General features: G+C 72.6%; 20 protein-coding genes. 9 read left to right on the top strand and 11 right to left on the bottom strand.

The window, feature by feature from the left end:
- Positions 1-163 precede the first annotated feature (163 nt).
- Positions 164-1,189: a uroporphyrinogen decarboxylase gene (hemE, locus tag HGB44_RS21490; RefSeq protein WP_082768497.1), complete on the bottom strand. Its 1,026-nt coding sequence runs from the start codon at positions 1,187-1,189 to the stop codon at positions 164-166.
- Positions 1,190-1,490: 301 nt separating this feature from the next.
- Between hemE and HGB44_RS21485 the strand changes: the two genes are divergently transcribed.
- From HGB44_RS21485 to HGB44_RS21470, 4 genes are all read left to right on the top strand, one after another.
- Positions 1,491-2,066, top strand: coding sequence for a DUF3000 domain-containing protein (locus HGB44_RS21485; protein WP_061082051.1), 576 nt, complete (start codon positions 1,491-1,493; stop codon positions 2,064-2,066).
- Positions 2,067-2,156: 90 nt separating this feature from the next.
- Entirely contained in the window at positions 2,157-3,410 is a 1,254-nt protein-coding gene (locus HGB44_RS21480) for a ribonuclease D (protein ID WP_061082052.1), read from the top strand.
- 200 nt (positions 3,411-3,610) lie between these two features.
- On the top strand, positions 3,611-4,648 hold the full coding sequence (locus tag HGB44_RS21475) for a tetratricopeptide repeat protein (protein ID WP_168444099.1): 1,038 nt from the start codon (positions 3,611-3,613) through the stop codon (positions 4,646-4,648).
- Between the two features lie 164 nt (positions 4,649-4,812).
- The gene (locus HGB44_RS21470) at positions 4,813-5,079 is read left to right on the top strand and encodes a hypothetical protein (RefSeq protein WP_231972539.1); all 267 of its coding nucleotides are present in this window, start codon (positions 4,813-4,815) and stop codon (positions 5,077-5,079) included.
- Here HGB44_RS21470 and HGB44_RS21465 read toward each other — a convergent pair.
- Positions 5,045-6,832 (bottom strand): ABC transporter ATP-binding protein, encoded by a 1,788-nt coding sequence (locus tag HGB44_RS21465; RefSeq protein WP_061082054.1) that lies wholly within the window; start codon positions 6,830-6,832, stop codon positions 5,045-5,047. The genes HGB44_RS21470 and HGB44_RS21465 overlap by 35 nt on opposite strands.
- 258 nt (positions 6,833-7,090) lie before the next feature.
- Between HGB44_RS21465 and HGB44_RS21460 the strand changes: the two genes are divergently transcribed.
- Both HGB44_RS21460 and HGB44_RS21455 read left to right on the top strand, forming a co-directional pair.
- Positions 7,091-8,290 (top strand): thiolase family protein, encoded by a 1,200-nt coding sequence (locus HGB44_RS21460; protein WP_061082055.1) that lies wholly within the window; start codon positions 7,091-7,093, stop codon positions 8,288-8,290.
- A 2-nt stretch (positions 8,291-8,292) separates the two neighbouring features.
- Positions 8,293-10,434 (top strand): 3-hydroxyacyl-CoA dehydrogenase NAD-binding domain-containing protein, encoded by a 2,142-nt coding sequence (locus HGB44_RS21455; RefSeq protein WP_231972540.1) that lies wholly within the window; start codon positions 8,293-8,295, stop codon positions 10,432-10,434.
- Positions 10,435-10,494: 60 nt separating this feature from the next.
- Here HGB44_RS21455 and HGB44_RS21450 read toward each other — a convergent pair whose 3' ends face one another.
- Positions 10,495-10,794: a YrhK family protein gene (locus HGB44_RS21450; RefSeq protein WP_061083765.1), complete on the bottom strand. Its 300-nt coding sequence runs from the start codon at positions 10,792-10,794 to the stop codon at positions 10,495-10,497.
- Positions 10,795-10,922: 128 nt separating this feature from the next.
- Here HGB44_RS21450 and HGB44_RS21445 point away from each other — a divergent pair, with 128 nt between their 5' ends.
- Together HGB44_RS21445 and HGB44_RS21440 are read left to right on the top strand one after the other, a co-directional pair.
- Positions 10,923-11,819, top strand: a complete 897-nt coding sequence (locus HGB44_RS21445) for a hypothetical protein (protein ID WP_168444097.1) — start codon at positions 10,923-10,925, stop codon at positions 11,817-11,819.
- On the top strand, positions 11,819-12,034 hold the full coding sequence (locus tag HGB44_RS21440) for a hypothetical protein (RefSeq protein ID WP_168444096.1): 216 nt from the start codon (positions 11,819-11,821) through the stop codon (positions 12,032-12,034). Before HGB44_RS21445 ends, HGB44_RS21440 begins: the two co-directional genes overlap by 1 nt.
- Positions 12,035-12,089: 55 nt before the next feature.
- Here HGB44_RS21440 and HGB44_RS21435 read toward each other — a convergent pair whose 3' ends face one another.
- The gene (locus HGB44_RS21435; RefSeq protein WP_061083328.1) at positions 12,090-13,181 is read right to left on the bottom strand and encodes an NAD-dependent epimerase/dehydratase family protein; all 1,092 of its coding nucleotides are present in this window, start codon (positions 13,179-13,181) and stop codon (positions 12,090-12,092) included.
- Between the two features lie 72 nt (positions 13,182-13,253).
- Here HGB44_RS21435 and HGB44_RS21430 point away from each other — a divergent pair, with 72 nt between their 5' ends.
- Complete coding sequence (locus HGB44_RS21430; RefSeq protein ID WP_061083329.1) at positions 13,254-13,715, top strand: MarR family winged helix-turn-helix transcriptional regulator; 462 nt, start codon at positions 13,254-13,256, stop codon at positions 13,713-13,715.
- A 45-nt stretch (positions 13,716-13,760) separates the two neighbouring features.
- Here HGB44_RS21430 and HGB44_RS21425 read toward each other — a convergent pair whose 3' ends face one another.
- From HGB44_RS21425 to HGB44_RS21395, 7 genes are all read right to left on the bottom strand, one after another.
- Complete coding sequence (locus HGB44_RS21425) at positions 13,761-15,983, bottom strand: MMPL family transporter (RefSeq protein ID WP_061083343.1); 2,223 nt, start codon at positions 15,981-15,983, stop codon at positions 13,761-13,763.
- Positions 15,984-16,003: 20 nt separating this feature from the next.
- Positions 16,004-17,164: an alpha/beta hydrolase gene (locus HGB44_RS21420; protein WP_061083330.1), complete on the bottom strand. Its 1,161-nt coding sequence runs from the start codon at positions 17,162-17,164 to the stop codon at positions 16,004-16,006.
- A gap of 23 nt (positions 17,165-17,187) precedes the next feature.
- Positions 17,188-18,357 carry an alpha/beta fold hydrolase gene (locus HGB44_RS21415; RefSeq protein ID WP_061083331.1) on the bottom strand — a complete coding sequence of 390 codons (1,170 nt, stop codon included), beginning with the start codon at positions 18,355-18,357 and terminating at the stop codon, positions 17,188-17,190.
- Positions 18,344-20,671, bottom strand: coding sequence for an MMPL family transporter (locus HGB44_RS21410; RefSeq protein WP_061083332.1), 2,328 nt, complete (start codon positions 20,669-20,671; stop codon positions 18,344-18,346). The genes HGB44_RS21415 and HGB44_RS21410 overlap by 14 nt, the downstream gene beginning before the upstream one ends.
- A gap of 144 nt (positions 20,672-20,815) precedes the next feature.
- Positions 20,816-22,444: an FAD-dependent monooxygenase gene (locus HGB44_RS21405; RefSeq protein ID WP_061083333.1), complete on the bottom strand. Its 1,629-nt coding sequence runs from the start codon at positions 22,442-22,444 to the stop codon at positions 20,816-20,818.
- Positions 22,441-23,109: an HAD family hydrolase gene (locus tag HGB44_RS21400; protein WP_231972646.1), complete on the bottom strand. Its 669-nt coding sequence runs from the start codon at positions 23,107-23,109 to the stop codon at positions 22,441-22,443. Before HGB44_RS21400 ends, HGB44_RS21405 begins: the two co-directional genes overlap by 4 nt.
- Positions 23,106-24,146 (bottom strand): ScbA/BarX family gamma-butyrolactone biosynthesis protein, encoded by a 1,041-nt coding sequence (locus HGB44_RS21395; protein WP_061083335.1) that lies wholly within the window; start codon positions 24,144-24,146, stop codon positions 23,106-23,108. The genes HGB44_RS21400 and HGB44_RS21395 overlap by 4 nt, the downstream gene beginning before the upstream one ends.
- Positions 24,147-24,270: the final 124 nt, after the last annotated feature.

Raw genomic sequence — 24,270 nt, 5'->3', positions numbered from 1 at the left:
CGTCGGCGTGGAAGGGACAGTCGGACCTCGGGGACTGGCCGGAAACGTTACTGGTGTGTCACGAGGGCCCTGACCTGTGTCTTAGCGAGGTTGGGCGGTCGAGACGCGCCATAAGTCCACGGCGGATGGGGCGGGCCCCGGCGGACCTCTGCGGTCGGTACGGCTAGGCGGAGGTCTCCTCGTGCACGAACGCGGTGAGCCGCTGGAGCACGTCCGGGTCGGTGCTGGGCAGCACACCGTGGCCCAGGTTGAAGACGTGGCCGTCGGCGGCGCGGCCCCGGGACAGGATGTCGCGGGTGCGCTCGGCGACGACCTCCCAGGGCGCGAACAGGGTGGCCGGGTCGAGGTTGCCCTGGAGGGCGGTGCCGGGCTGGACGCGCTGGACCGCCTTGTCCAGCGGCACGCGCCAGTCCACGCCCACGACGTCGGCCCCGGCCTCGCTGAGCAGTCCGAGCAGTTCGCCGGTGCCCACGCCGAAGTGGATGCGCGGCACCTCGTGCTGGGCGAGCTGGCCGAAGATCCACGAGGTGTAGGGCAGCACCGAGGCGCGGTAGTCCTCGGCGCTCAGGGCGCCCACCCAGGAGTCGAAGAGCTGGACGGCGCTGGCGCCCGCCTCGATCTGGGTGCGCAGGAAGCCCAGGGCGATGGTGGCCAGGCGGCGCATCAGCTCGTCCCACAGCTCGGGCTCGCCGTACATGAGCGCCTTGGTGTGCTCGTGGTTCTTGGAGGGGCCGCCCTCGATGAGGTAGGAGGCCAGGGTGAACGGGGCGCCCGCGAAGCCGATGAGGGGCTTGTCGCCCAGTTCGCCGACCAGCTGGCCCACGGCCTCGGTGATGTAGGTCAGGTCGTCGGGCTCGATCTCGCGCAGCCGCTTGACGCCGGTCGCGTCGCGGATCGGGTCGGCGACCACGGGGCCGACTCCGGGTTTGATGTCGAGGTCGATGCCGATGGCCTTGAGCGGGACGACGATGTCGCTGAAGAAGATCGCGGCGTCGACGTCGTAGCGGCGCACCGGCTGCATCGTGATCTCGGTGATCATGTCGGGGCGCGCGCAGGCCTCAAGCATCGGCACGTCGGCGCGGACCCGTCGGTACTCGGGCAGGGAGCGCCCCGCCTGGCGCATGAACCACACCGGGGTGTGGGACACGGGAAGGCGCCGGCAGGCGCGGAGGAAAGGAGAATCTTGCAGCGTCACCCCTCGATCGTGCCATGCCCCGCCCGCTGCTCCCACTCGGATCGCCGAACCCGGGCGCGCGTCCGCGGACCGGCGGCAGGGGCCGGGGGAGCGCGGACCGGCGCCCTCGGCGGTCGGCCGGTCCCAAGATCATCACAAAACGCCGACACGCCGGGCGAACTCCGACTCGCAGCCCGTGACTCATGCCACGGTCTTTGACGTGCCCACCGTTCCGCCTCCGGCGGGGAGGCGGAGCATGTCCACACGCCCCCCGCCGAGACGTGATCACCCCAGAATGAAGGCTGACGTTCCCACCATGCCCGATGTCGGTAGCGCCGAGGACGCACACGAGACGTTCCGGCGAGCGGTCGAGACCCTGCGCTCGCCCCTCCTGCGACCCGAGATCACCGTCCGGGAGATCCCCGCCCCCCAGCGGCTGGCCCCCCACTCCGCCGCGGTCTCGGCCGAGGTGACCGTCCACGGAGAGGAGGTCGCCTGGGGCAGACTCATCGTCCTGTACGACCCCGAGGGCACGCGCGACTGGCCCGGCCCCTTCCGGGTGGTCTGCCAGGCCAACTCCGAACTGGAGTCGGAGATCGCGACCGACCCCCTTCTCGGACCGGTCGCCTGGAGCTGGCTGACCGACGCCCTGGACGCGTGCGGCGCCACGCACCACACGCTGAGCGGCACGGTCACCCGTGCCACCACCGAGGGTTTCGGCACCAAGGCGGACCAGGGCGCCACCACCGAGGTGGAGATGCGCGCCTCCTGGACACCGGAGTCCGACGACCTGTCCGGGCACGTCCAGGCGTGGTCGGCGCTGCTGGCCTCGGCCGCGGGCCTGCCGCCGCTGGACGTCACCGACATCACCGGCAAGCGCTCCCGGCCCTGACCGTTGGCCCCTGTGCCCCCCGGGGCCCGCGACCGGTCCGGATCCGCGTCCGGTGGCGACAGCGCATACCGTAGTGGTGTGGCGAACGCGTTGAACTCCAAGACAGAACCCCGCGAACCAGGCAACGACGACGACGCCGAGAGGGCCCCCCTTCTCCGGGAACCTCGCGAGGGCCTGCCCGAGGTCACCTCCGACGCCGACGCGCTGGCCGGTGTGGTCGCCGCGCTCTCCGCCGGGACGGGCCCCGTCGCGGTGGACGCCGAACGCGCCTCCGGCTACCGGTACGGACAGCGCGCCTACCTGGTCCAGCTGCGCCGCGAGGGGGCGGGGTCGGCGCTGATCGACCCCATCGCCTGCCCGGACCTGAGCGCGCTGAACGACGCCGTGGGCGACGCCGAGGTGGTGCTGCACGCCGCGCACCAGGACCTGCCCTGCCTGACCGAGGTCAACCTGCGCCCCCAGAGCCTGTTCGACACCGAACTGGCCGGGCGGCTGCTGGGCTACCAGCGGGTCGGTCTGGGGTTCATGGTGGAGCGGCTGCTCCACCTGCGGCTGGCCAAGGAGCACTCGGCCGTGGACTGGTCCCAGCGCCCGCTGCCGGAGGACTGGCTGCGTTACGCGGCGCTGGACGTGGAGATCCTCATCGACCTGCGGGACTGCCTGGAGGTCGAGCTGGAGGAGACCGGCAAGCTCGGATGGGCGCGCGAGGAGTTCGCCGCGGTCCTGTCCGCGCCGCCCAAGGAACCGCGCACCGACCCCTGGCGGCGCACCTCGGGCATCCACCGGGTGCGCAACCAGCGCGCCCTGGCCGCCGTGCGCGAGCTCTGGTACGAACGCGACCGCATCGCCCAGGAGCGCGACATCTCGCCCGGCCGGGTGCTGCCGGACGCGGCGATCGTGGAGGCGGCGACGGCCATGCCGCGCACCACCACGGAGCTGGCCAAGATCCGGCAGTTCGGGATCAAGCTGGCGCGGCGCTACCTGACCACGTGGATCAAGGCGGTCAACCGGGCGCGGGACATGGCGCAGGCGGAGCTGCCCCGGCCCAACGCCCCGGGCGACGGCCCGCCGCCGGTGAACCGGTGGGGCGACCGGGCACCGGAGGCGGCGCGGCGCCTGGAGGCGGCCCGGGCCACGGTCACGGGGATCGCCGAGGACGTCGTCATGCCGACCGAGAACCTGCTGCTGCCGGACACGGTGCGCCGCCTGGCGTGGGCGCCGCCGCAGGCGGTGGACCCCGACACGGTGGGCGCGTTCCTGCGTGAGCGCGGGGCCCGTGAGTGGCAGGTCACCCTGACCGCGGAACCCCTGGCCACAGCGTTGCGGACCGCCGATCAGGCGTAGCCTTTTACCCCCTCCTGACACGGTAAACCCAGGAGTGAGCGAACTCACTGTGCCCCCAGGGCGGTTGATGCCTGTTCCGTAGCCCCGTGTCCGATTAAGTTATAGAAACGTGCCCTGCTGCTTTCGGGGTACGGGTTGTCCGACGGGTGTTACGCCGCAGGCTGGAGGCCGCGGTGCGCGATCAGGGAAATGTGGTGATTGTGCTGTCGTTCTGGCGTGCGTTGCTGCGCGAGACCGGACTCAAGGGCGCGACCAGGACCCGGTCCGTCGATACCACCGTGCCCACTCGCGCGGAGCAACCCTTGGAACAGCCGACGGAGCAGACCACGGAGCAGCCGACCGGGGTCTCCGTGCCGAGTCCCGCGCCGGTGGGCGGCGCGCCCACCGAGCCGCTGGCCCTGACCGGCGCGCGCGAGGAGGCGGCGCGGGCGGCCTCCGGTGTGGTCCAGGCCCCCGCTCCCACCGCCGGGATGCGGGCCGCCTCCCTGGAGCGGACGCTGCGGTCGCTGGTGGAGCGGCTGGGCACCGAGCACCCGGACACGATCACCGCGCGCAACAACCTGGCGACCAAGTACGCGCAGATGGGGCGCCGTCAGGCCGCGGTGCAGCAGTTCGAGCTGACCCTGGCCGAGGCGGTGGCGGTCTTCGGCGAGGAGCACCCGCGCACCGAGATCATCCGCGAGAACCTGGCCTGGGCCTACGAGGACGCCGGCCGTCCCGCGGACGCGGCGGGGCAGTGGGAGATGCTGCTGCGCGAGCGCGAGCGCCAGTTCGGCTCGGCCGACGAGGACACCGTGGAGGCGCGCATGCGCCTGGCGGTCTGCTACCGGCGCAGCGGGCGCCTGGACGCGGCCGTGGTGCACTACGAGCGGGCCATCGAGGACGTGGCCTCGACCGAGCGCCGTGAGGAGCTGCGGCTGGGGCTGAGCGCGGCGCAGAGCATGTCCGGGCGCTACGAGGACGCGATCGGGCAGCTGCGGATGGTGCTGGCCGGGCGGCGCCGTCGCCTGGGCAAGGGGCACCTGGACACCCTGACGGTGCACCACCGTCTGGGCCGCGCCTACACGCAGGCGGGGCGCTCCGACGACGCGGTGGAGGTGCTGCGCGACGCCTACCGGGTGGCGCTGAACTCCTCCGGCGACCCGGAGGTGCGGCGGCTGACGCTGCGGCTGCGCCGCGACCTGGCGGGCGCCTACAACGCCGCGGGCCGCCACCGCGAGGCCAACGCGCTGCTGTGAGCGGCCTCCGAGGGGCCGGGGTCCTTGCGACCCCGGCCCCTCGGCGTGTTCAGCTTTGCTCTGGCGAGGAACCCGGGGCCCCGGCCCCGGGAGGAATCACCGCGCGGACCACACCGGACTGCCTTGGCTGCGGCCTGTCACCGGCCGGGTACACGATGGCGAGCGTGTCGAAGATCGTCGCGTGGGTCAAGCTCACGCCGTCGCCCGAGCAGGCGGCGGTGCTGGCCTCGGCCCTGCGCGCGCTCGACACCCACGCCACCCGGGTGGCCAAGGTGGCCCGTGAACGCGGCGTGATGCGCAACTACGAACCGCGCGAACACGCCTACCACCAGTCGCGCGCGGCCGGGGTGGGCTCCCTCGCAGCCAGCGAGGCGGTTCAGCTGCACGCTCGGTCCTTCAGGGCCGGGAAGCTGGCGGGGCCTGCGCGGTGAGCAGCTGCCCGGCGGCGAGGTCGCGGTAGAGGTCGTCGGCGGCCACCAGTTCCTCGTGGGTGCCCACGGCGCGCACCCGGCCGGCGTCCATGACCACGATCCGGTCGGCGCTGGTGACCGTGGACAGCCGGTGCGCCACCACGACGACGTTGGTGTGGCGGGCCGCGTCCAGCATGACCTCCTTGAGCGCCCTCTCGTTGGCGGCGTCCAGCTGGGAGGTCGCCTCGTCCATCAGCAGCAGCCGGGGGCCGCGCAGCAGGGCGCGGGCGATGGCCACCCGCTGGCGCTCCCCTCCGGAGATCGTCACGCCCCGGTGGCCGATCGCGCTGTCCAGGCCGTCGGGCAGGCGGGAGACCAGGTCGCCCAGGCGTGCGCGGAGCACGGTCCGGGCCAGCTCCTCCTCGGTGGCCTCCGGGGCGGCCATGACCAGGTTCTCGCGCAGGGTGCCGTCCAGGACCGGGGCGTCCTGCTCGACGTAGCCGATCTGGGCGCGCAGTGCCGCCAGCGGCCACGCGCGCACGTCGGTCCCGTCCAGGAGCACCCGGCCGGAGGTGGCGTCGTAGAACCGCTCCACCAGGGAGAACACGGTGGTCTTGCCCGCTCCCGAGGGGCCGACCAGGGCGGTGAGACCGGCCCCGGAGGCCTCGAAGCTCACGCCGTGGTGCACCGGCGCCAGATCGGGATGGTAGCGGAAGGCCACGTCGTCGAAGACCACCGACGCGGGGCGGTCGTGCCCCGCTGCGGGGACCGCGCCGTCCCGGAGGTCCTCCTGGCCCAGGTCGGCGACCTCGTCCACGCGCCGCACGGCCGCCAGACCGGTCTGGAGCTCGGTGGCCGAGCTGACCAGGGTGCTGATCGGCTCCATGAGGTAGAAGAGCAGGAGCAGGAAGGCGATGAGGGAGGAGACCGGCAGTTCCCCCGCGGCCACGCGTCCCCCGCCGACGGCGAGGATGGCCAGGAAGGCGACGTTGACCGCCAGCGAGGCGGTGGTGCCCGACACTGCCGTCCACCCGGCCACCGCCACGCCCCTGCGCCAGGACTCGACCGCGGCGGCGTCCAGACGGGCGGTCTCGGCCTCCTCCGCGGAGGAGGCCTTGACGGTGCGGAAGGCGCCGAAGATCCGTTCCAGGTGCGAGCCCATCTCGCCGAGGGCGGCTTGGGCGGCCTGGGTCGCGCTGCCGATCCGGGGCAGGATCACGCCCATGACCAGGCCGACCATGACGATCATCCCGGCGGCCAGCAGGAACAGGGGGCCGTCGAGGACGGCCATGACCACGATGCCGCCCACCAGCAGCACCGCACCGGTGAACAGGTTGGTGATGCCGCTGGTGGCGACGATGCGCAGCAGGGTGGTGTCCGCGGTCAGGCGGGCCACCAGGTCGCCGGGTTTGAGGCGGTCGACCTCGGCCACGCGCAGCCGGACCAGGCGGCCCACCAGGCCCCGGCGCACGCCGAGCACGACGCTCTGGCCGGTGCGCTCCAGCAGGAAGGCGCCCAGGGCACCGATGAGCGCGCCGCCGAGGATGACGGCGGTCAGGGTCAGGACCGGCCCGAGGATGGGTTCCCCCGCGCCGAGCGCGTCGATGACGTACTTGGCCAGGAGGGGCTGGGACAGGCTGGTGACACCGCCCAGGAAGGTGAGCGCCCCGCCCAGGACGAGCACGCGCCGGTGGGGGCGGGCGTACCCCCACAGGCGGCGCAGGGACGCCTTGGGCGCGGCCCCGGTGTTCGCGGCGTGGTCGGCGTCGCGCACGCCCGGATCTGACACGTGGGCCCCCGACGTCGCTTCACGGCGTCTCGCCGTCGTTCGCTGTGGTTCGCTGTGTTCCGTGGTGGAACGCCCGCCCAGTAAACCGCGCGGCGGGCGTGCGGTGCCACTGCCGAAAGTCGGGGATCACCCCTGATTCCGCCCCTGACCGAAGTCGGGGGGTCCGCTGCTCGCACAAGTTGTTACTGACGAGTAGCATGGGGGTCGACGAGTCCATCCACCCTTGGAGAAGGAGGGGCCATCGTGCCGCGAACTGCCCGCGATGTCGTGTTTGTCGACGGGGTCCGCACCCCGTTCGGCAAGTCAGGCAAGGGCCTCTACGCCGAGACACGCGCCGACGACCTCGTCGTACGCGTGATCCGCGAACTGATGCGCCGCAACCCGGGGCTGCCCCCCGAGCGCGTCGACGAGGTCGCCATCGCCGCCACCACCCAGATCGGCGACCAGGGCCTGACGATCGGGCGCAGCGCCGCGATCCTCGCCGGACTGCCCCGCAGCGTCCCCGGCTACGCCATCGACCGCATGTGCGCCGGAGCGCTCACGGCCGTCACCACCTCCGGCGCGGGCATCGCCTTCGGCGCCTACGACGTGGTCATCGCGGGCGGCGTCGAGCACATGGGCCGCCACCCCATGGGCGAGGGCGTCGACCCCAACCCGCGCTTCCTCTCCGAGAAGCTCGTGGACCCGTCCGCGCTGGTGATGGGCAACACCGCCGAGAACCTGCACGACCGCTACCCCTCCATCACCAAGGAGCGGGCCGACGCCTACGCGGTGCGCAGCCAGGAGAAGGTCGCCAAGGCCTACGCCGACGGCCTGATCCAGCCCGACCTGGTCGAGGTCCTGGTCCGCTCCCTGGAGAAGGGCTACGGCCTGGCCACCCAGGACGAGCCGCCCCGGCCCGGCACCACCATGGAGTCGCTGGCCTCCCTCAAGACCCCGTTCCGCGCGCACGGCAACGTGACGCCCGGCAACGCCGCCGGTCTCAACGACGGCGCCACCGGCGCGATCCTGGCCGCCGAGGACGTGGCCGAGGAGTTGGGACTGGACGCCAGGATGCGCCTGGTCGACTTCTCCTTCGCCGGTGTGGAGCCCGAGGTCATGGGCGTGGGCCCGGTCCCGGCCACCGAGAAGCTGTTCGCCCGCCAGGGCATCTCGATGGACGACATCGGCCTGATCGAGATCAACGAGGCCTTCGCCGTGCAGGTGCTGGCCTTCCTGGAGCACTTCGGCCTCGCCGACGACGACGCCCGCGTCAACCCCTGGGGCGGCGCCATCGCCCTCGGCCACCCGCTGGCCTCCTCGGGCGTGCGCCTGATGATGCAGCTCGCGCGCCACTTCGCCGAGCGCCCCGACGTCCGCTACGGCCTGACCACCATGTGCGTCGGCATGGGCATGGGCGGGACCGTCCTGTGGGAGAACACCAACTACGAGGGGGGCAAGTGAGCATGCCCATCGACCAGTCCCACCCGTCGCCCGCCACCACCCTCAGCGGAGACGCTTCGCGTCACAGTCCTATTTCGGAACTGTTCAGCGACGAGGTCGTCACCAACGCGCTCTCCCGTGACATCGAGCTCCCCTACGGCGCGGGCACCGCGGTCCTGATCACCCTGGACAACGGGCACGACCACACCAAGCCCAACACCTTCGGCCCCGGCGGGCTGCTCAGCCTGGACGCGGCGATCGAGGCCGCCGGGGCGCGCACCGACATCGTGGCCGTGGCCGTCACCGGCAAGCCGTTCATCTTCGCCGTGGGCGCGGACCTGACCGGCGTCCCGGCCCTCCAGAACCGCGAGCAGGCGCACGCCATCGGCAAGCTGGGCCACGACGTGTTCCGCAAGCTCGGCGAGCTGGACGTGCCCACCTTCGCTCTGGTCAACGGCGCGGCCATGGGCGGCGGCGTCGAGGTGGCGCTGCACTGCACGTACCGCACCATCTCCTCGGGCGTCCCCGCGCTGTCGCTGCCGGAGACCTTCCTGGGCCTGGTTCCCGGCTGGGGCGGCACCTACCTGCTGCCCAACCTGATCGGCGCCGAGAAGGCCCTCAAGGTCATCATCGACAACCCGCTCGCCCAGAACAAGGTGCTCAAGGGCACGCAGGCCTTCGAGATGGGCATCGCCGACGCGATGTTCGAGCCCGCCGACTTCGTCGAGGAGTCGCTGCGCTGGGCCGCCAGGGTCCTCAAGGGCGACGTCGTGGTCGAGCGCCCCGAGGTCGACAAGGGTGAGGCCTGGGACAACGCGGTCGACATGGCCCGGTTCACCGTCGAGGGCAAGCTGCACGGCGCCGCCCCGGCCCCGGCCCGCGCGGTCGAACTGGTCGCCCGGGCGAAGACCCGCACCCGCGACGAGGGCTTCGCGGCCGAGGACGACGCGCTGGCCGACCTGATCATGAGCGACGAGCTCAAGGCGGGCCTGTACGCGTTCGACCTGGTGCAAAAGCGCGCCAAGCGCCCCGCGGGCGCCCCGGACAAGTCGCTGGCCCGCAAGGTCACCAAGGTCGGCGTCGTCGGCGCCGGTCTGATGGCCGGGCAGCTTGCGCTGCTGTTCGCCCGCCGCCTGGACGTGCCGGTCGTCATGACCGACCTGGACCAGGAGCGCCTGGACAAGGGCGTGGCCCACGTGCACGGCGAGGTCGACAAGCTCCTGAGGAAGGGCCGGGTCAACAGCGACAAGGCCAACCACCTCAAGGCCCTGGTGACCGGTTCGCTGACCAAGGACGCCTTCTCCGACGCCGACTTCGTCATCGAGGCCGTGTTCGAGAAGATGGAGGTCAAGCAGCAGGTGTTCGCCGAGGTGGAGGCCGTGGTCTCCCCCGAGGCGATCCTGGCCACCAACACCTCCTCGCTGTCGATCACCGAGATGGCGTCCAAGCTCCAGCACCCCGAGCGGGTCGTGGGCTTCCACTTCTTCAACCCGGTCGCGGTCCTGCCGCTGCTGGAGCTCGTGCGCGGCGAGAGGACCGACGAGGCCTCCCTGGCCACGGCCTTCGCCACCGCCAGGAAGCTGAAGAAGACCGCGGTGCTGTGCAAGGACGCCCCGGCGTTCGTGGTCAACCGCCTGCTCACCCTGTTCATGGGCGAGGTCCTGGGCGCCGTCGGCGAGGGCACCGAGCCCGAGAAGGCCGACCGCGCGGTGGCGCCCCTGGGCCTGCCGATGTCGCCGCTGCTGCTGCTCCAGCTGGTGGGCCCGGCGGTCGCGCTGCACGTGTCCGAGACCCTGCACGAGGCCTTCCCCGAGCGCTTCGCGGTCTCCGCCGAGCTGGCCGAGATCGTGAAGGCGGGCAAGACGGCGATCTACGCGCCGGACTTCAGCATCGACCCCGAGGTCCGCGCGCTGCTCGTCGGCGGCGACAGGCCGTCCGAGGAGAGCGAGATCCTGGACCGGGCGCTGCGCGCGCTGGCCCGGGAGATCCGGATCATGCTGGACGAGGGAGTCGTGGCCGAGGCCGCCGACATCGACCTGTGCCTGATCACGGGTGCGGGCTGGCCGTTCCACACCGGCGGCATCACCCCCTACCTGGACAAGGTCGGGGTGTCCGAGGCCGTGAACGGCAAGCGGTTCCACGAGGGCGACCCGAAGGCGTTCTAGCCTTCGCGAACCCGCGGCGGGCCCGGCACCGGATGCCGGGCCCGCCGTTCCGTGTCCGGATCAGAAGTCCTGGGAGGACTCCTCCCCGGTCGAGCTGGGGCTGGAGGAGCGGACGCGCCGGATGTGCAGTTGCCTGCTCAGCCGGATCACCGGGCGGATCAGCAGCTCGACGCTGCCTATGAGGAAGCACCAGGTGCCCGCGGTGGTCCAGGCCTCGGAGAAGAACATGACGCTTCCGGCGATGAACCACAGGGCGATGAGGATGTCGTTGACGATGCTCGCGGTCTCGTAGCGGCGCCGGACGACGAGTTCGTCGTGCCCCACGTGCAGGACCAGGGGTCTGCTCTGCTTCTCGGACATGTCCGGCCCTCCCGGCGGGGTCGTCTCAGCACCGTGTCTTCCCCTGCCCGAAGTGGGCGAACGCGAAAAGTCACCACATAACGACTACTCGTACATACTTGCTGGTAACCCTGTGTAACGTCTGCCTCGTGGCAATTTCCGCTGAACACCAGATCTACTCCGAGTTGTTCGCCGACGCGCCGGACACGGCCGTCGGCTTCCTGCGCGGCCTCGGCGTGGACGTGCCCGACTACGACCGCAGCGAGGTCACCTCGTGCGACCTCGGCCACGTCGATCCCGTCGAGCGCCGATCGGACGTCGCGATCATGCTGCGCGGCCCCGGCCCGAAGGACCCCTTCGACAGACTGATGGGCATCGTCGTGGAGGTCCAGCGCGACGAGAAGGAGCGCAAGCGCTTCACCTGGCCCGAGTACGTGGCCTCGCTGCGCTCGAGGCACGAGTGCCCGGTCGTCCTGCTGACCATCTGCCCGAAGCAGTCCGTGGCGGACTGGTACGCCGAGCCGATCCACCTCGGCCATCCCGGTTTCGTCCTGCGCCCCCTGGTGGTGGGACCGTCCGGAATCCCGGTCATCACCGATCCCGGGGAGGTGGAGCGCCATCCGTCCCTGGGCGTGCTGTCCGCCGCCGCGCACGGCGGTCAGGACATGGACGTGCTCAAAGCCCTGCACACCGGCCTCGATGCGATCGACCGGGAAAGGGCCACGAAGTACATTGGATTCACGTTGAACCTGCTGGCGAAGACCGAAGGCCAGGCCGCCCTGGAGGAACTCATGATGACGGACACGTACGAGTACAGCAGCGCCTGGACCGAGAGCCTCAAGGCCGAAGGACGGGCCGAGGGGCGGGCTGAAGGGCGGGCTGAAGGGCGGGCCGAGGACATCCTGCTCTTCCTGGACACACGCGGCATCGAGGTTCCCGCCGAGGCACGCGAGCGCATCAGCGCATGCCGCGACCACGACCAGCTCAGCACCTGGGTCCGCCGATCCGCAGTCGTCGACCACATCGACGAACTCTTCACCGAGTGATGGCCGAGACCTACGGGTACAGCAGCGCCTGGACCGAGAGCCTCAAGGCCGAAGGACGGGCCGAGGACATCCTGCTCTTCCTGGACACACGCGGCATCGAGGTTCCCGCCGAGGCACGCGAGCGCATCAGCGCATGCCGCGACCACGACCAGCTCAGCACCTGGGTCCGCCGATCCGCAGTCGTCGACCACATCGACGAACTCCTCACCGAGTGACCCGATACCCGTGACGGGCCCGGCGTCCCCCGGACTCCGGGCCCGCCCCTCGCGCTCAGCGGCGCGCGGAGGTCCGCACCGCGCCCGCCGGGAGCATGCCGTGCTGCCGGTACCACGCCCCCGTCGCGGACACGGTCTCGGCCACGGAGCGGAACCGCACCCCCAGGTCCCGCTCGGCCAGGCCGGAGGTGATGTTGCGGTCCTCGCCCTCGCGCAGGACGCGCACCCCGGCGCGGGTGGCGGTCGGCTCCCCTCCTCCCAGGCGGGCCTGGAGCTCCATCAGGGAGGCGGCGGCCACCGCCAGCCCGGCCGGGACCGCACGGGGCGTGCGCGCTCCGGTCTCGGTGGCGACCGCGCCGACCAGGGCGGGCACCGAGCGCTTGACGCCGGCCACCACGTAGCGGTCGTGCCCGCCCACCCGGGCGGCCGCCACGCAGGCGAAGGCCACGTCCCGCGCGTCCACCACGTAGTTGGACAGCCGGGGCACCGCCTTGACCGCCCCCTTGGCCACGCCCAGGAAGAGCCGCCCGGCGGAGGTGGGCCCGGCGTCCCCGGGCCCCCACATCCATCCGGGCAGCACGACCGCGACCCGGGTGGACCCGGCGCGGCCGGAGCGGATCAGGTCCTCCACCGCCCGTTCGGCGCGGACCTTGCTGGAGGGGTAGCACCGGGAGGCCGACAGGCCCACGAAGCGGTCCGGTGGCGGGGTGGACTCGTCGGCGGGGCTCTCGGGGCCGCGCAGGTCCAGGGTGTTGATGGAGCTGGTGTGGACGAACACCGGCACCTCGGCGTTGGCGGCCTCGGCCAGGGCCACCTCGGTGCCGCGCACGTTCACCCTGTCCAGGGGTTCGGTGAGGCTGGGGTCCTGGAAGTACTCGCGGAAGTAGGCGGCGGTGTGGAAGACCTCGTCGGCCCCTGACAGCGCGGACCGGTAGGAGTCGGGGTCGGTGATGTCCCCGGCGACCAGGCGCAGGCGGGGGTCGTCGGGCAGCAGGCGGCGGGCGCGGTCGGTGTCGCGGACCAGGGCGACGACCTCCTGGTCCAGGCTGAGCAGCAGGCGCACGATGTTGCTGCCGAGGAGGCCGGTCGCTCCGGTCACCACGGACCTGTTCCGCCCGGGGAGCGGTGTGGCGTGGGTGTCCACCATCGTTTCACATCCCAACTATAGAGTTCTATGATCATCGTGTGAGCAGAAGCATTTGAGGAGGGGGACCGAGCCATGGAGAACGCACCCGGATGGGACACCCCCATGTGGCACACGACCGGTTTTCGACTGATCAAGCTGGGCGAACTGGTCCAGGCGACCACCGCGGCGATCTTCGGGCCCCAACAGATCACCTCCCGGCAGTTCCACGTGCTCTCCGCGGCGGAGGCGATGTCCCATCCCTCACAGAAGGAGCTGAGCCGTGTGCTGGGCGTGGACCCGAACGTGATGGTGGGGTTGATCGACGACCTGGAGGAGCAGGGGCTGGCCAGGCGCGAGCGCAACCCCAAGGACCGCAGGCGCTACATCGTGACGCCCACGGACAAGGCGAAAGCGCTGCTGGAGGAGGCCCGCGGGGCCGTGAGACGGGCGGAGTCGGAGTTCTTCGCCACCCTGTCCGAGCAGGAGGTGGCCCTCCTGCACGAGCTGTCGGGCCGCCTGCTCACCGACCACCCCCGGGTGACCAAGTACGAGTGAGGGTCCGGTGCCGGGGGCCGCGGCCCCCGGCACCGGACCCTCCGGTCACTCCGAGATGCCGAAGCGGGCGTGCAGGCGCTTGAGCGGCGCCGGCGCCCACCAGTTGGCCCGTCCGGCCAGCCGCATGAACACCGGTACCAGCACGCCGCGGATCAGGGTGGCGTCCACCAGGATCACCACCGCCATGCCGACCGCCAGCATCATCAGGTACAGCACGTCGGAGACGGCGTAGGTGGCGAAGGAGGCGGCCAGGATGACGGCCGCCGCCGTGACCAGGGGACCGCTGCGCTGGAGCCCGGCCGCGACCGCCCGGGTGTTGTCCCCGGTCAGGTCGTACTCCTCCTTGATCCGGGACATCATGAACACCTCGTAGTCCATGGACAGCCCGAAGGCGATGCAGAACATCAGGATGGGGAACGTCGTCTCCAGGGTGCCGTTGGCGGTGAAGCCCAGCAGCCCGGACAGGTTCCCCTCCTGGAAGATCCACACCATCACGCCGAACATCACCGCGAGGCTGAGCACGTTGAGCACGATCGCCTTGGCGGGCAGCAGGATGCTCCCGGTCATGAGGAACAGGATGACGAAGGTGATGGCGAGGATGAGGCCGAACACCAGCGGCACCTGTCCCAGCAGGGCCTCGCGGAAGTCGGTGAGGTCGGCCGGGTAGCCGCCGATCTGGGTCTCACCGGGCGCGGACACGTCCCGGATCCGGTCGATGAGGTCCTCGACGTCCTCCAGGGCCTCGGCGTCGGGCACCACGGACAGCCACGTGGCCTCCGCCGACCCGAACCGGTCCTGCGCCGCGGGTTCGGCCCCGTCGGTCTGCTGCCCGCCGGTGAAGCGCCCGGTGAGCGCGTCCACCTGGTAGACGCCCTCCACCCGCGACAGGTCGGCGGCGTAGGCGCTGATGGCGTCGGCGTTGGCCTCCTGGCCCGGTACGTCGACCAGGACCTGGACGGCGTCCATCTCCTCCTGGACGAAGTTCGTGCCGATCTGGTCCTGCACGTCGCGGCTGGAGACCCCCTGCGGAAGCACGCGCGCGTCGGGCAGGCCGAAGTTGAGCCCCGCCGCGGGCGCGGCCAGCAGCAGGACCACCGCGAGCGCGGGCAGGCCCCACAGCAGCGGGCGGCGCATCATCCGCAGCGCGGTGGAGTGCCACCAGCCGCTGTCGGGGTCGGGCTCGCGCTTGGGCCGGACCCGGTGCCCGACCTTGGCCAGTGCCGCGGGCAGGATGACCAGCGCGGCGAACACAGAGGTCAGCACGGTTCCCACGCCCGAGTAGGCGAAGGACTGGAGGAAGGGGAAGGGGAAGAGCATCAGGCACGACAGCGCCACCGCGACCGTCAGGCCGCTGAAGAGGACGGTGCGCCCGGCCTTGGAGACGGCCAGGGAGACCGCCTCGGGGACCTGCCTGCCCCGGGCCAGCTCCTCGCGGAAGCGGTTGATGACGAACAGGCTGTAGTCCACGCCCAGGCCCACACCCATGACCAGGGTGAGGTTGGCGGCGAAGGTGGACACGTCGGTGAAATAGGTGACCCCGCGCAGCAGGGCGAGCGTGGTGACCACGGAGAACAGGCCCATGCCCAGGGTCAGCGCCGCCACCGAGATCCTGCGGTAGAGGACGAGCAGGAGCACGAACACCAGCGGGAAGATGATCGCCTCGGCGAGCAGGAAGTCGGCCTGCGCCTGCTCGGCGGCCTGGCGGAAGACCTCGTCGCCGCCGCCGACCTCCACCCGGATGACCTCGCCGTCGCGGGTGAAGTCCGGCGAGAGCTCGCCGAGCGCGGTGCGCGCCTCGGTGACCGTGCCCGCCATGCGCACGGTGATCAGCGCCTGGGTGCCGTCCTCGGAGCGCATCGCCGGGGACTCCCCGCGCCCCCAGTAGGAGGCGGTCTCGGCGACGCCCTCGCGCGAGGCCAGGTCCCGCTCCAGGGCGGTGGCGGCCTCGACGACCTCGGGGTCGTCGACGGTGCCCTGCTGGGCGGTGACCAGCAGCAGGAAGTGGTGCTTACCGGTACCGAAGCCCTCCTCCAGCTGCTGCTCGACGCCCAGCGACTCCGATCCCGGGCTCTCGAAGCGGCTGAGCAGCAGCCGGTCCATGGTGCCCGCCGCCAGGGCCAGGGCGACCAGCACCAGCGCGACGCTGGCCAGGATCACGCGGCCCGGGCGGCGGGCCAGCCCGTCGCCGAGCCGGACCAGGAACGGGGGCCTTCCCGGTGGCGCCCCCTGTCGGCCGGGGGGTGAGGTGGTCGTCGGGGACGTGGCCATGGTGGTCTCGCCTTCCAGGGTCAGGAGGTGGTGGAGGCGTGCCGCTCCATCCACGCGGCAGCCGTGTCGTACAGGAGCTCGGACCCGGCGTCGACGGTGACGAAGTGTCCGGCGTCGGGCAGGGTGGTCGAGGTGACCTCGGGACTGGAGGTGAACAGCCCGGGGTAGCCCTCGACGCCCTGACGCAGGACGTCGTGGGCGCCGAAGACCAGGTGGACCGGGACGTCGATCTCGTCGACCACTCCCAGGTCGTAGAGGATGGCCATGGGTTCGGAGATCATGACGCCGCAGGGGTTGCGGCCCCAGTGCTCCTCGACCCGGGCCGCCACGGCGGGGTCGGCCTGTGCGCCGAGTCCGCCGTCGAGGAAGTCCTCCAGGGTGGGGTCGAAGTGCACGTAGCCGGTGGGGTCGCCGGGCTCGGCGTGCTCCTCGCCGCCCTCCAGACAGGTCTGGTAGGCGGTCAGGAAGCGCCGGTTGGTGTCGTCGGTGATGCCGACGGCGGCCCATCCGGTGAGCAGCAGGCCGTCCACGCCGCCGAAGGAGACGGCGGCGGTCTCGGCGACCAGGGCGCCGCTGGAGTGGCCGCCCATGACCACCGTGTCGAAGGCGACGGGGTCGTCGCCCTCCACCCCGTACTCTCCCGCGCGCAGCTGCTCGACCACCTGGTGGGCGATGTCGGCGTGGGCGCCGCTGCAACTGGCGAAGCCGTCGGGGATGTCGCTGGAGCCGTAGCCGAGCCGGTCGATGGTGACCGAGGCGTGCCCGCGTTCGGCCAGTTCGTGCACGTAGTTGCGGCCCTGGACGTCCAGGCGCCAGATCCACTCGCCGGTGTTGGTGCCGTGGACCAGCAGGGCCACGGCCGGGTCGTCGGCGGCCAGGACCTCGGCCGGTGCGGTCAGGTGGCCGCGCACGGTGTACTCCTCGCCGTCGGCGGAGCACTGGCCGCGGGAGCGGTTGACGTTGTCGACGGTGAACTCCACCGGGAGGTCCACCACGCCCTCGGGAAGGGCGGCCGGTTCGGCAGGCACGGCGGTGGACACCGCGGGGGCCGACGCGGCCGGGGCGGCCGGGGCGGCCAGGGCCGGGGTCCCGGGCAGGGGGCCCGGGTTCCCGAGGAGGGCCGCGGTGGCGGCCAGGAGGGCGGCCGCCGCTGCCGCGACCCGTACGGGCGTGCGGTTCAAGGGTGCTCCTTGGCGTGCTCGTGTCACCGCTCCTCCAACCACGCGGCGAGTTCCTCGCGCAGGGCGGGGGCTCCGGGTTCGAGGACGAGGTAGTGGCCCGCGTCGGCGACGGTGACGGTCCGGGTCTCGGGCGCGCCGGTGAAGAGCGCGGTGTGCTCGGCCCCCTCGCCCACGCGGGTGTCGTGCTCGGCGAAGGCGAACAGGACGGGGACGTCGACGCGGTCGAGTGCGCGCATGTCGGTGGACAGGGCCTCGACCTGGGTGCCCAGGTCGCCGCAGGGGGTGCGGTCCTGCGACGCGGCGGCGAGCGCGGCCGCCGTGCTGGCGGGGTCGTGGAAGTGGGCCCGGGTGTAGGACGTGGCGCCGACGTCGACGTAGGTGTACCCGGCCGGGTCGTCGGCTCCGGGGTCGGGCGGCCCCGCCCCTGCGCCGGCGGGCACGCCGCCCTGCATGCAGGAGGCCAGCCCCCCGAAGAAGCGCGCGTTGGCGCGGTCGGTGACGCCGGTGCCGCTCCAGGCCATGAGGACCAGGGCGTCGGGGGCCCGGTCGCCCTCGAAGGAGTAGGCGGTGATCTGGGCGATCTGGGCGCCGCTGTGGTGTCCGGCCAGCGTGACGTGGTCGAAGGCGGGCGCGCCGCCGGGCAGGGCCGCGGTGTCCTGGGCGGTGTAGTCGCCCTCGCGCAGCAGGGCGATGACCTGGGCGGTCATGTCGGCCTGGCTGCCCAGGCACATGGCCATGCCGTCGGGGCGGTCGCTGTCCCCGTAGCCGAGCCGGTCCAGGGTGAGGGAGGCCTGGCCCAGCAGGGCCATCTCCTCGGCGTGGTGGAGTCCGGGCTCGTCCATGCGCCAGAACCACTCCCCCGCGGCCTGCCCGTGCTGGTAGAGGGTGACGGCGGGGTCCTCGGCCGTCAGCAGTTCCGCCGGCGCGGTCAGGTGGCCGCGCACGGTGTACTCCTCGCCGTCGCTGTTGCACGGCAGCCTGGAGCGGTTGCCGTTGGTGACGGTGAAGGAGACCGGCACGTCGACGACGCCCGCCTCGTCCATGCGCCGGGCGGTGGCCCCGGCGCGTTCCTCGGCGGTGGGCGCGGGCGCGGCGGCGGGCTCGGGCTCCCCCAGGGGGAGCAGCGTGAGCGCGAGGGCGGCGGCGGCCGCGGTGGCCGCTCCGGCGATGACGGCCCTCCTAGTCCCTGGCATGGGCCACCTCCTTGCGGTCGTCGGTGCCCTGTTCCCCGGCAGCGGCCGTGTCGTCGGGCTCCGGGGCGGTGGAGACGGGCACGCGCGGGCGGGCGGGTTCGGCCGCGCCCTCGCCGAGGACGGCGTCGAAGGCGCGGTGGAACCGCCTCAGGGGTGCGGGCGCCCACCAGGTGGCGCGCCCGGTCATGCGCAGCACCGAGGGCACCAGCAGGCAGCGCACGACGGTGGCGTCCACGATCACGGCCAGGGCCACGCCCCAGCCGAGCATCATCGTGTTGGTCACGCGTGAGGCGCCGATGGCGAACAGGACGACGGCCAGGGTGACGGCGGCGGCGGTGATGACGCCGCCGGTGCGCCGCAGGCCGAGCTCGACGGCGGTGCGGTGGTCGCCCACGCGGTCGTACTCCTCGCGCATCCTGGCCAGGAGGAAGACCCCGTAGTCCATGGACAGGCCGAAGGCGATGCAGAACATCAGTACCGGCAGCGCGGTGTCGATGAACCCGGTCGGGGTGAACCCGAGCAGGCCGCTGAGGTTGCCGTCCTGGAAGACCCAGACCACGGCGCCGAACATGGCGGTGAGGCTGAGCGCGTTGAAGAGCACCGACAGCAGGGGCAGGAGCACGCTTCCGGTGAGCAGGTAGACCAGGACGAGCATCCCGGCCACGACCGCGGCCAGGGCGAGGGGGATCTGCTCGGCGATGGCGCGCTGGGCGTCCACGACGGCGGCGGCCTGTCCGGAGACGGAGGTCTCCAGCCCGGTGTCCACCGCGCGGATGTCGCGGACCAGGTCCTGGCTCTGGGTGGAGATGGCCTCCACCCCCGGGTCGGGGACGACCTGGAGGTAGGCGAGGTCGTCGGACTCGCGCAGGGCGTCCACGGGGGTCCTGTCGCGGGTGTGGGCGCCGTCGGCGTGCACGCCGAGCGGCGAGCGGACCTCGTCGACGTTGGGCAGGGAGGACAGCGCCGAGGCGTAGTCGGCGAGCTGGTCGGTGTCGGTCTCCTCGGGCGGGCTGTGCACGAGCACGTCGACGGTGCCGGTGGCCGCGGAGTCGAAGTCCTCGCGGATGACCTCCATGACCTGCCGGGACTCGGTCCCGGCGGGCAGCTGGCGGTCGTCGGCCATGCCGAACTCCACCCGCAGGAAGGGCAGTCCGGCCACGACCAGGACCAGGAGCGCGACGGCGGCGAAGACGGGCGCGCGGCCCATGACCGTGCGGGTGAGCCGCCGCCAGCGGCGGTCGGCCGCCTCCTCCGGGGAGGGGGCCCCGGCGGCGCCCCGGCGCAGCAGGCGGCGCGGGTCCAGGGAGTTGACGCGGTGGCCGAGCAGGGTGAGCACGGCCGGGAGCACCAGCAGGGAGGTCAGGGCGGCCAGCGCCACCACGGTCACGCCCGCGTAGGCGAAGGAGCGCAGGAAGTACAGGGGGAAGAGCAGCATCGCGGCCAGGGCGGCGGAGATGGCCAGCGCGGAGAAGACCACGGTGCGCCCGGCCGTGCGCACGGTGACGGCGGTGGCGGTGGCGGGGTCGGCCCCGTCGGCCAGTTCCGCGCGGAAGCGGCGCACCATGAGCAGGGCGTAGTCGATGGCCAGGCCCAGCCCCAGTGCGATGGTCAGGCTCTGGGCGAAGACCGACACGTCGGTGAACCCGGCGACCGCCCACAGGACGGCGTTGGTGCCGATGATGGCGACCACCCCGACCAGCAGGGGCAGGACCGCCGAGGCGACGCTGCCGAAGACCCACACCAGGATGAGCAGGGTCAGTGGCAGCGCGATCAGCTCCGAGCGCACCAGGTCCTCGGCGATGGTGGTCTCGATGTCGTTGAGGACGGCGGTCTGTCCGCCGACGCTGACGGTGAGGGGGCCGTGTTCGCCGCCGTAGCGCTCGGCCAGGTCGGCCGCGGCCCGTCCGGCCTCGGCCTCGGTGCCGCCGATGTGGGCGGCGATGAGGGCGCGGGTCCCGTCGTCGGACTTGAGCGCGTTCGATCCGGTCTGCCAGTAGGAGGTGACGCCGGTGACGGCGTCCTCGTAGGCCAGTCCCTCGGCCAGCCCGAGTCCCTGGCTGGCGGCCTCGCGGTCGTCCACCCCGGCCTCGGACTCCACCAGCAGGATCAGGTTGGGCCTGCTGTCGGGGAAGTGCTCCTCCAGGATCCGACCGGCCTGGGCCGACTCCGATCCGGGGTCCTCGGTGCCCTGCCCCGCGCGGAGGCGGTCGGCCACTCCGGAGCCGAGCACCGCCGACCCGACCACCGCCAGCAGGGCCACGGCCAGGACCCACCAGGGCCTGCGCGTGGTCAGCCTGGTCAGCGCGTCGAGCATCGTGTCACCCCCTTCTCTCGCGAGCGCGCGGGGCCGCCGGTGGCGGCCGGAGTCCTCCGGCCGCCACCGCGCGTTCCCTCGCCGCCACAGTACAGTAGAAACATGCGACGATCGCTACCTCTAATAATAGGGTTCACATATCGTTTACGTGAGGGACCGCTGGGCCCCGGGCAGCGACGCCGCGCCCACGAAGTCCTCGGCCCGCCAGGCGGGATCGGACAGGTCGGCCACCGCCGCCACCACGGCGTCGGGGCGCACGTGGACGACCCACTCCCCCCGCACAGGCCCGGCGGGACGGGCCGTGTCGTGCCCGCTCCCCTCCCGGGCCGGGTCCTCGGCACCGGTCAGCAACAGCACGTCCACGTCGTCGGGGACGGCCTCCCGAAGCCGCGCCGCGGCCCGCGAGGCCCGCTCGGAGGAGCCGCCGACCAGCAGGACGTGGCGCCCCGAGGCCAGGTAGGCGTGCAGGCTCCGGGCCCGGATCCCGACCAGCGGGACGAGCTCGGCGTCGCCGATACGCCTTCCCGGCAGCGCCCCGCCCACCGCGTCGCGCGCCCGCCAGCCCGGCGGCGGCGCGGTGACGGCGGGGCTGGCGCTCAGGTCCGGTGAGATCTGCGCCAGCTGCGGCACCAGGCGCTTCTCCAGCAGCCCCGACGCCGAGAGCACGCGCATGAGGGTGTCGCGCACCAGCCGGGCCAGCGGCGCGCGGGTCATCCAGGTGCGGGTCTGCTGGTCGGCGCTGCGCACCACCGCCTGGGCGGTGGGTCGGCGTTCCAGCGGGTAGCTGTCCAGCAGCGGCTCGGGGGCTCCGCGCAGGACGGCGGCCAGTTTCCAGCCCAGGTCGAAGCCGTCCTGGATGCCGGTGTTGAGCCCCTGACCCCCCGCCGGGCTGTGCAGGTGGGCGGCGTCCCCGGCGATGAGCACGCGCCCCCGCCGGAACTCGCACGCCACTCGGGCGTGCACCCGGAAGCGGCTGCGCCACCACACGCTCTCGATGCGCAGCCCCGCCGGGCCGCGCTCGGCGAGCAGCCGGGCGAGCAGAGCGTCGTCGGGCGGGTCGGTCCGTCCGTCGGAGGCGATGTCGAAGAAGACCCGGTGCCCGCCGCCGGGCAGCGGCACGATCACCAGCACCCCGTCGGGCGTGAGGTGGTACTGGGCCTCCCTCTCGGGGACGGGACCGCTCACCACGCCGTCGCTGAGCAGGAAGGTCCGGTCGTAGGTGTCGCCCTCGAAGGCCACGCCCAGGGACTCGCGGACCGCACTGCGGCTGCCGTCGGCGGCCACCACCCAGGGGACGGCGACCTCCTCGCGCACGTCCGGGTCGTCGGCGGGGCCGAGGACCACCCGTGCACCCGCCCCGGCGGGTTCCACCGAGTGGACGCGGGTGGACCACTCGACGGACCCGCCGAGTTCGAGGAGGCGGTCGTAGAGCGCCTGCTCGGTACCGGGCTGGGGCAGGCAGACCGGCCCGGGGAAGGCCGTGCCCTCCAGGCCGCCGAAGCGCACCCCGCCGATCTTCCTGCCGCCGGAGAAGTAGGAGGCCGACGCCAGGGGCAGGGACTGCTCCACCACCCTGTCGGCCACGCCGAGCCTGCGCAGGACCTCCAGGGCCCCGCTCCACAGGATGAGCGCCTTGGGCTCCTCGGCGACCCCCGCGCGGCGTTCGACCACGCGGCAGGACACGCCGCCCTGGAGCAGGGCGCAGGCGGCGGCGAGCCCGGTGGGCCCGGCGCCGACCACCAGCACGGGCGGGTGCTGACCAGGGACGGTCACCGCACACCCCCGGCCGCTCGCTCGGGCTTGGCCGCCCCGTCGAGAAGCTCGGTGATCTCGGCGATCGCCTGCGCGTTGTCGCGGTACAGGACCGTGGCCATGCCCAGGCGGGCCGCGGGCTCCAGGTTGGACTCCAGGTCGTCCACGAACAGGCAGCGGTCGGGGGTCAGCCCGAGCCGCGCCAGGAGGCGGTCGTAGATCTCGGTGTCGGGCTTGCGCACGCCCTCGTGCGCGGAGTTGACCACCACCTCGAACAACTCGTCGGCGGGGACCGTGGCCCGCCACAGCTCCTCCCACTCGATGACGTTGTTGGTGAGCAGCGCCAGGCGGTAGCCCCGCGCGCCCAGTCCGCCCAGGAACTCGGCGAACTCGGCGTTGCCGTTGCGCCCGGCGAACCAGATCTCGCCGAAGGTGCGGTCCCCGGGCAACGTCCACCCTCCGGGGAGTTCGGCGCTGATCTGCGCGACGAGGTCGGCCTCGGTGATCGCCCCGACCTCCAGCAGCGCCATGGGCTCGGCGCCGTTGCGGGCCGCGGCGGCGCCCATCGCCGTGAGGATCGCGTCGGGCGTCAGCCCCGCGGTCCTGGCGAAGTGCTCCAGGGTCTCGATGAGCGGGTTGGTCAGCACGCCGCCGTAGTCGCACACGACGGCCTCGATGCGGTTCACGCCCACTGGGCCACCTCGATCCGGAAGGTACTGCCGGGGACGCCCTGCTGGAGGACGCGCACGTCCACGCCCGCGACCGGACCGAAGCGCTCGTCCGCGCGGAAGGGGGTCAGGTCGGCCTCCACCACGGAGGCGAGGTCGTTCTCGGAGAAGGAGGAGAAGGAGGCCTCCACCGAGACCGGGACGAGTGTGGCCGGGTCCAGGCCGCTGGAGCGCGAGACCGCGGCCACGGCCAGCTGCCGGGCGGCCTCGATGAGGAGGTTGCCGGGCAGGTGGTCCAGCGGGTGGTCGAACAGGTGCGGGTGGCTGTGGTCGGGGACCACGGTGGCCCGCCAGCCCTCGTCGCCGCGCTGCACCGGCTCGGTGATGACGACGTTGCGCGGGTCGCGCCTGCCCACGACGGCGGGCGCGGCCGGGACCGCTCGGGGCGCGGGGCCCGTGCTCCAGTCCAGTGCCTTGCGCCCCTTGGCCCGCAGGACCTGGTAGGTGGACCTGGTCAGGAAGATGAGCGCGCCCGTGGCCTCGGCGACCCTGGTCCCGCCCAGGAGGACGTCGGCCCGGAAGTCGTAGCCGCGCAGCTTTCCGGCCTGGTTGCGGTACAGGTCGGCGTCGGTGCGGATGAGGGCGCGTGCGGGCTCGGGGCCCTGGCGCAGGCCCTCCAGGTCCTCGATGCGCAGCGACATGCGCTGCATGATGAAAGCCCGGTCCATGGGGACGTTCAGGTGGCGGTGGGAGATGAGCACACCGGTCTGGCGGCAGGCCTCAAGGATCAGGGGCAGGTCGTAGGTGGGCGCCTCCAGCATGACGTGGCCGCGGGGCAGCTGGGCGGCGACGTCGAAGCTCCTCTCCCCGGTCTGCTGGGAGTCGGTGACGAAGACCTCCGAGACGGCCTTGCGGTGTACGAGTCCCCGGGGGACCGTCGCGTCGTAGTCGAGTTCGCGCAGGCCGAAGGACTCGGGGTCGAGCCCCGCGAGGGGGTCTCCGGCGGCGTCGGCCGCGAGGGCGGTCCCCTGCGCGCTGATCGTCGTGCGGTTCATCGCTTCCCTTTCGTTCGCTGTTCCCGGGGCGGAGGCCCCGCCGCCGGGAAACGTGGTCGGCAACGGCAAAAAAAGGGGGTCCGAGTACCAGAAGAGGGCGGGCCACGGCCTACTCCCGTACAGC

Source organism: Nocardiopsis alborubida (genome assembly GCF_012396365.1).
GTDB lineage: Bacteria > Actinomycetota > Actinomycetes > Streptosporangiales > Streptosporangiaceae > Nocardiopsis > Nocardiopsis alborubida.
This window is presented reverse-complemented; position numbering and strand designations above follow the sequence as displayed.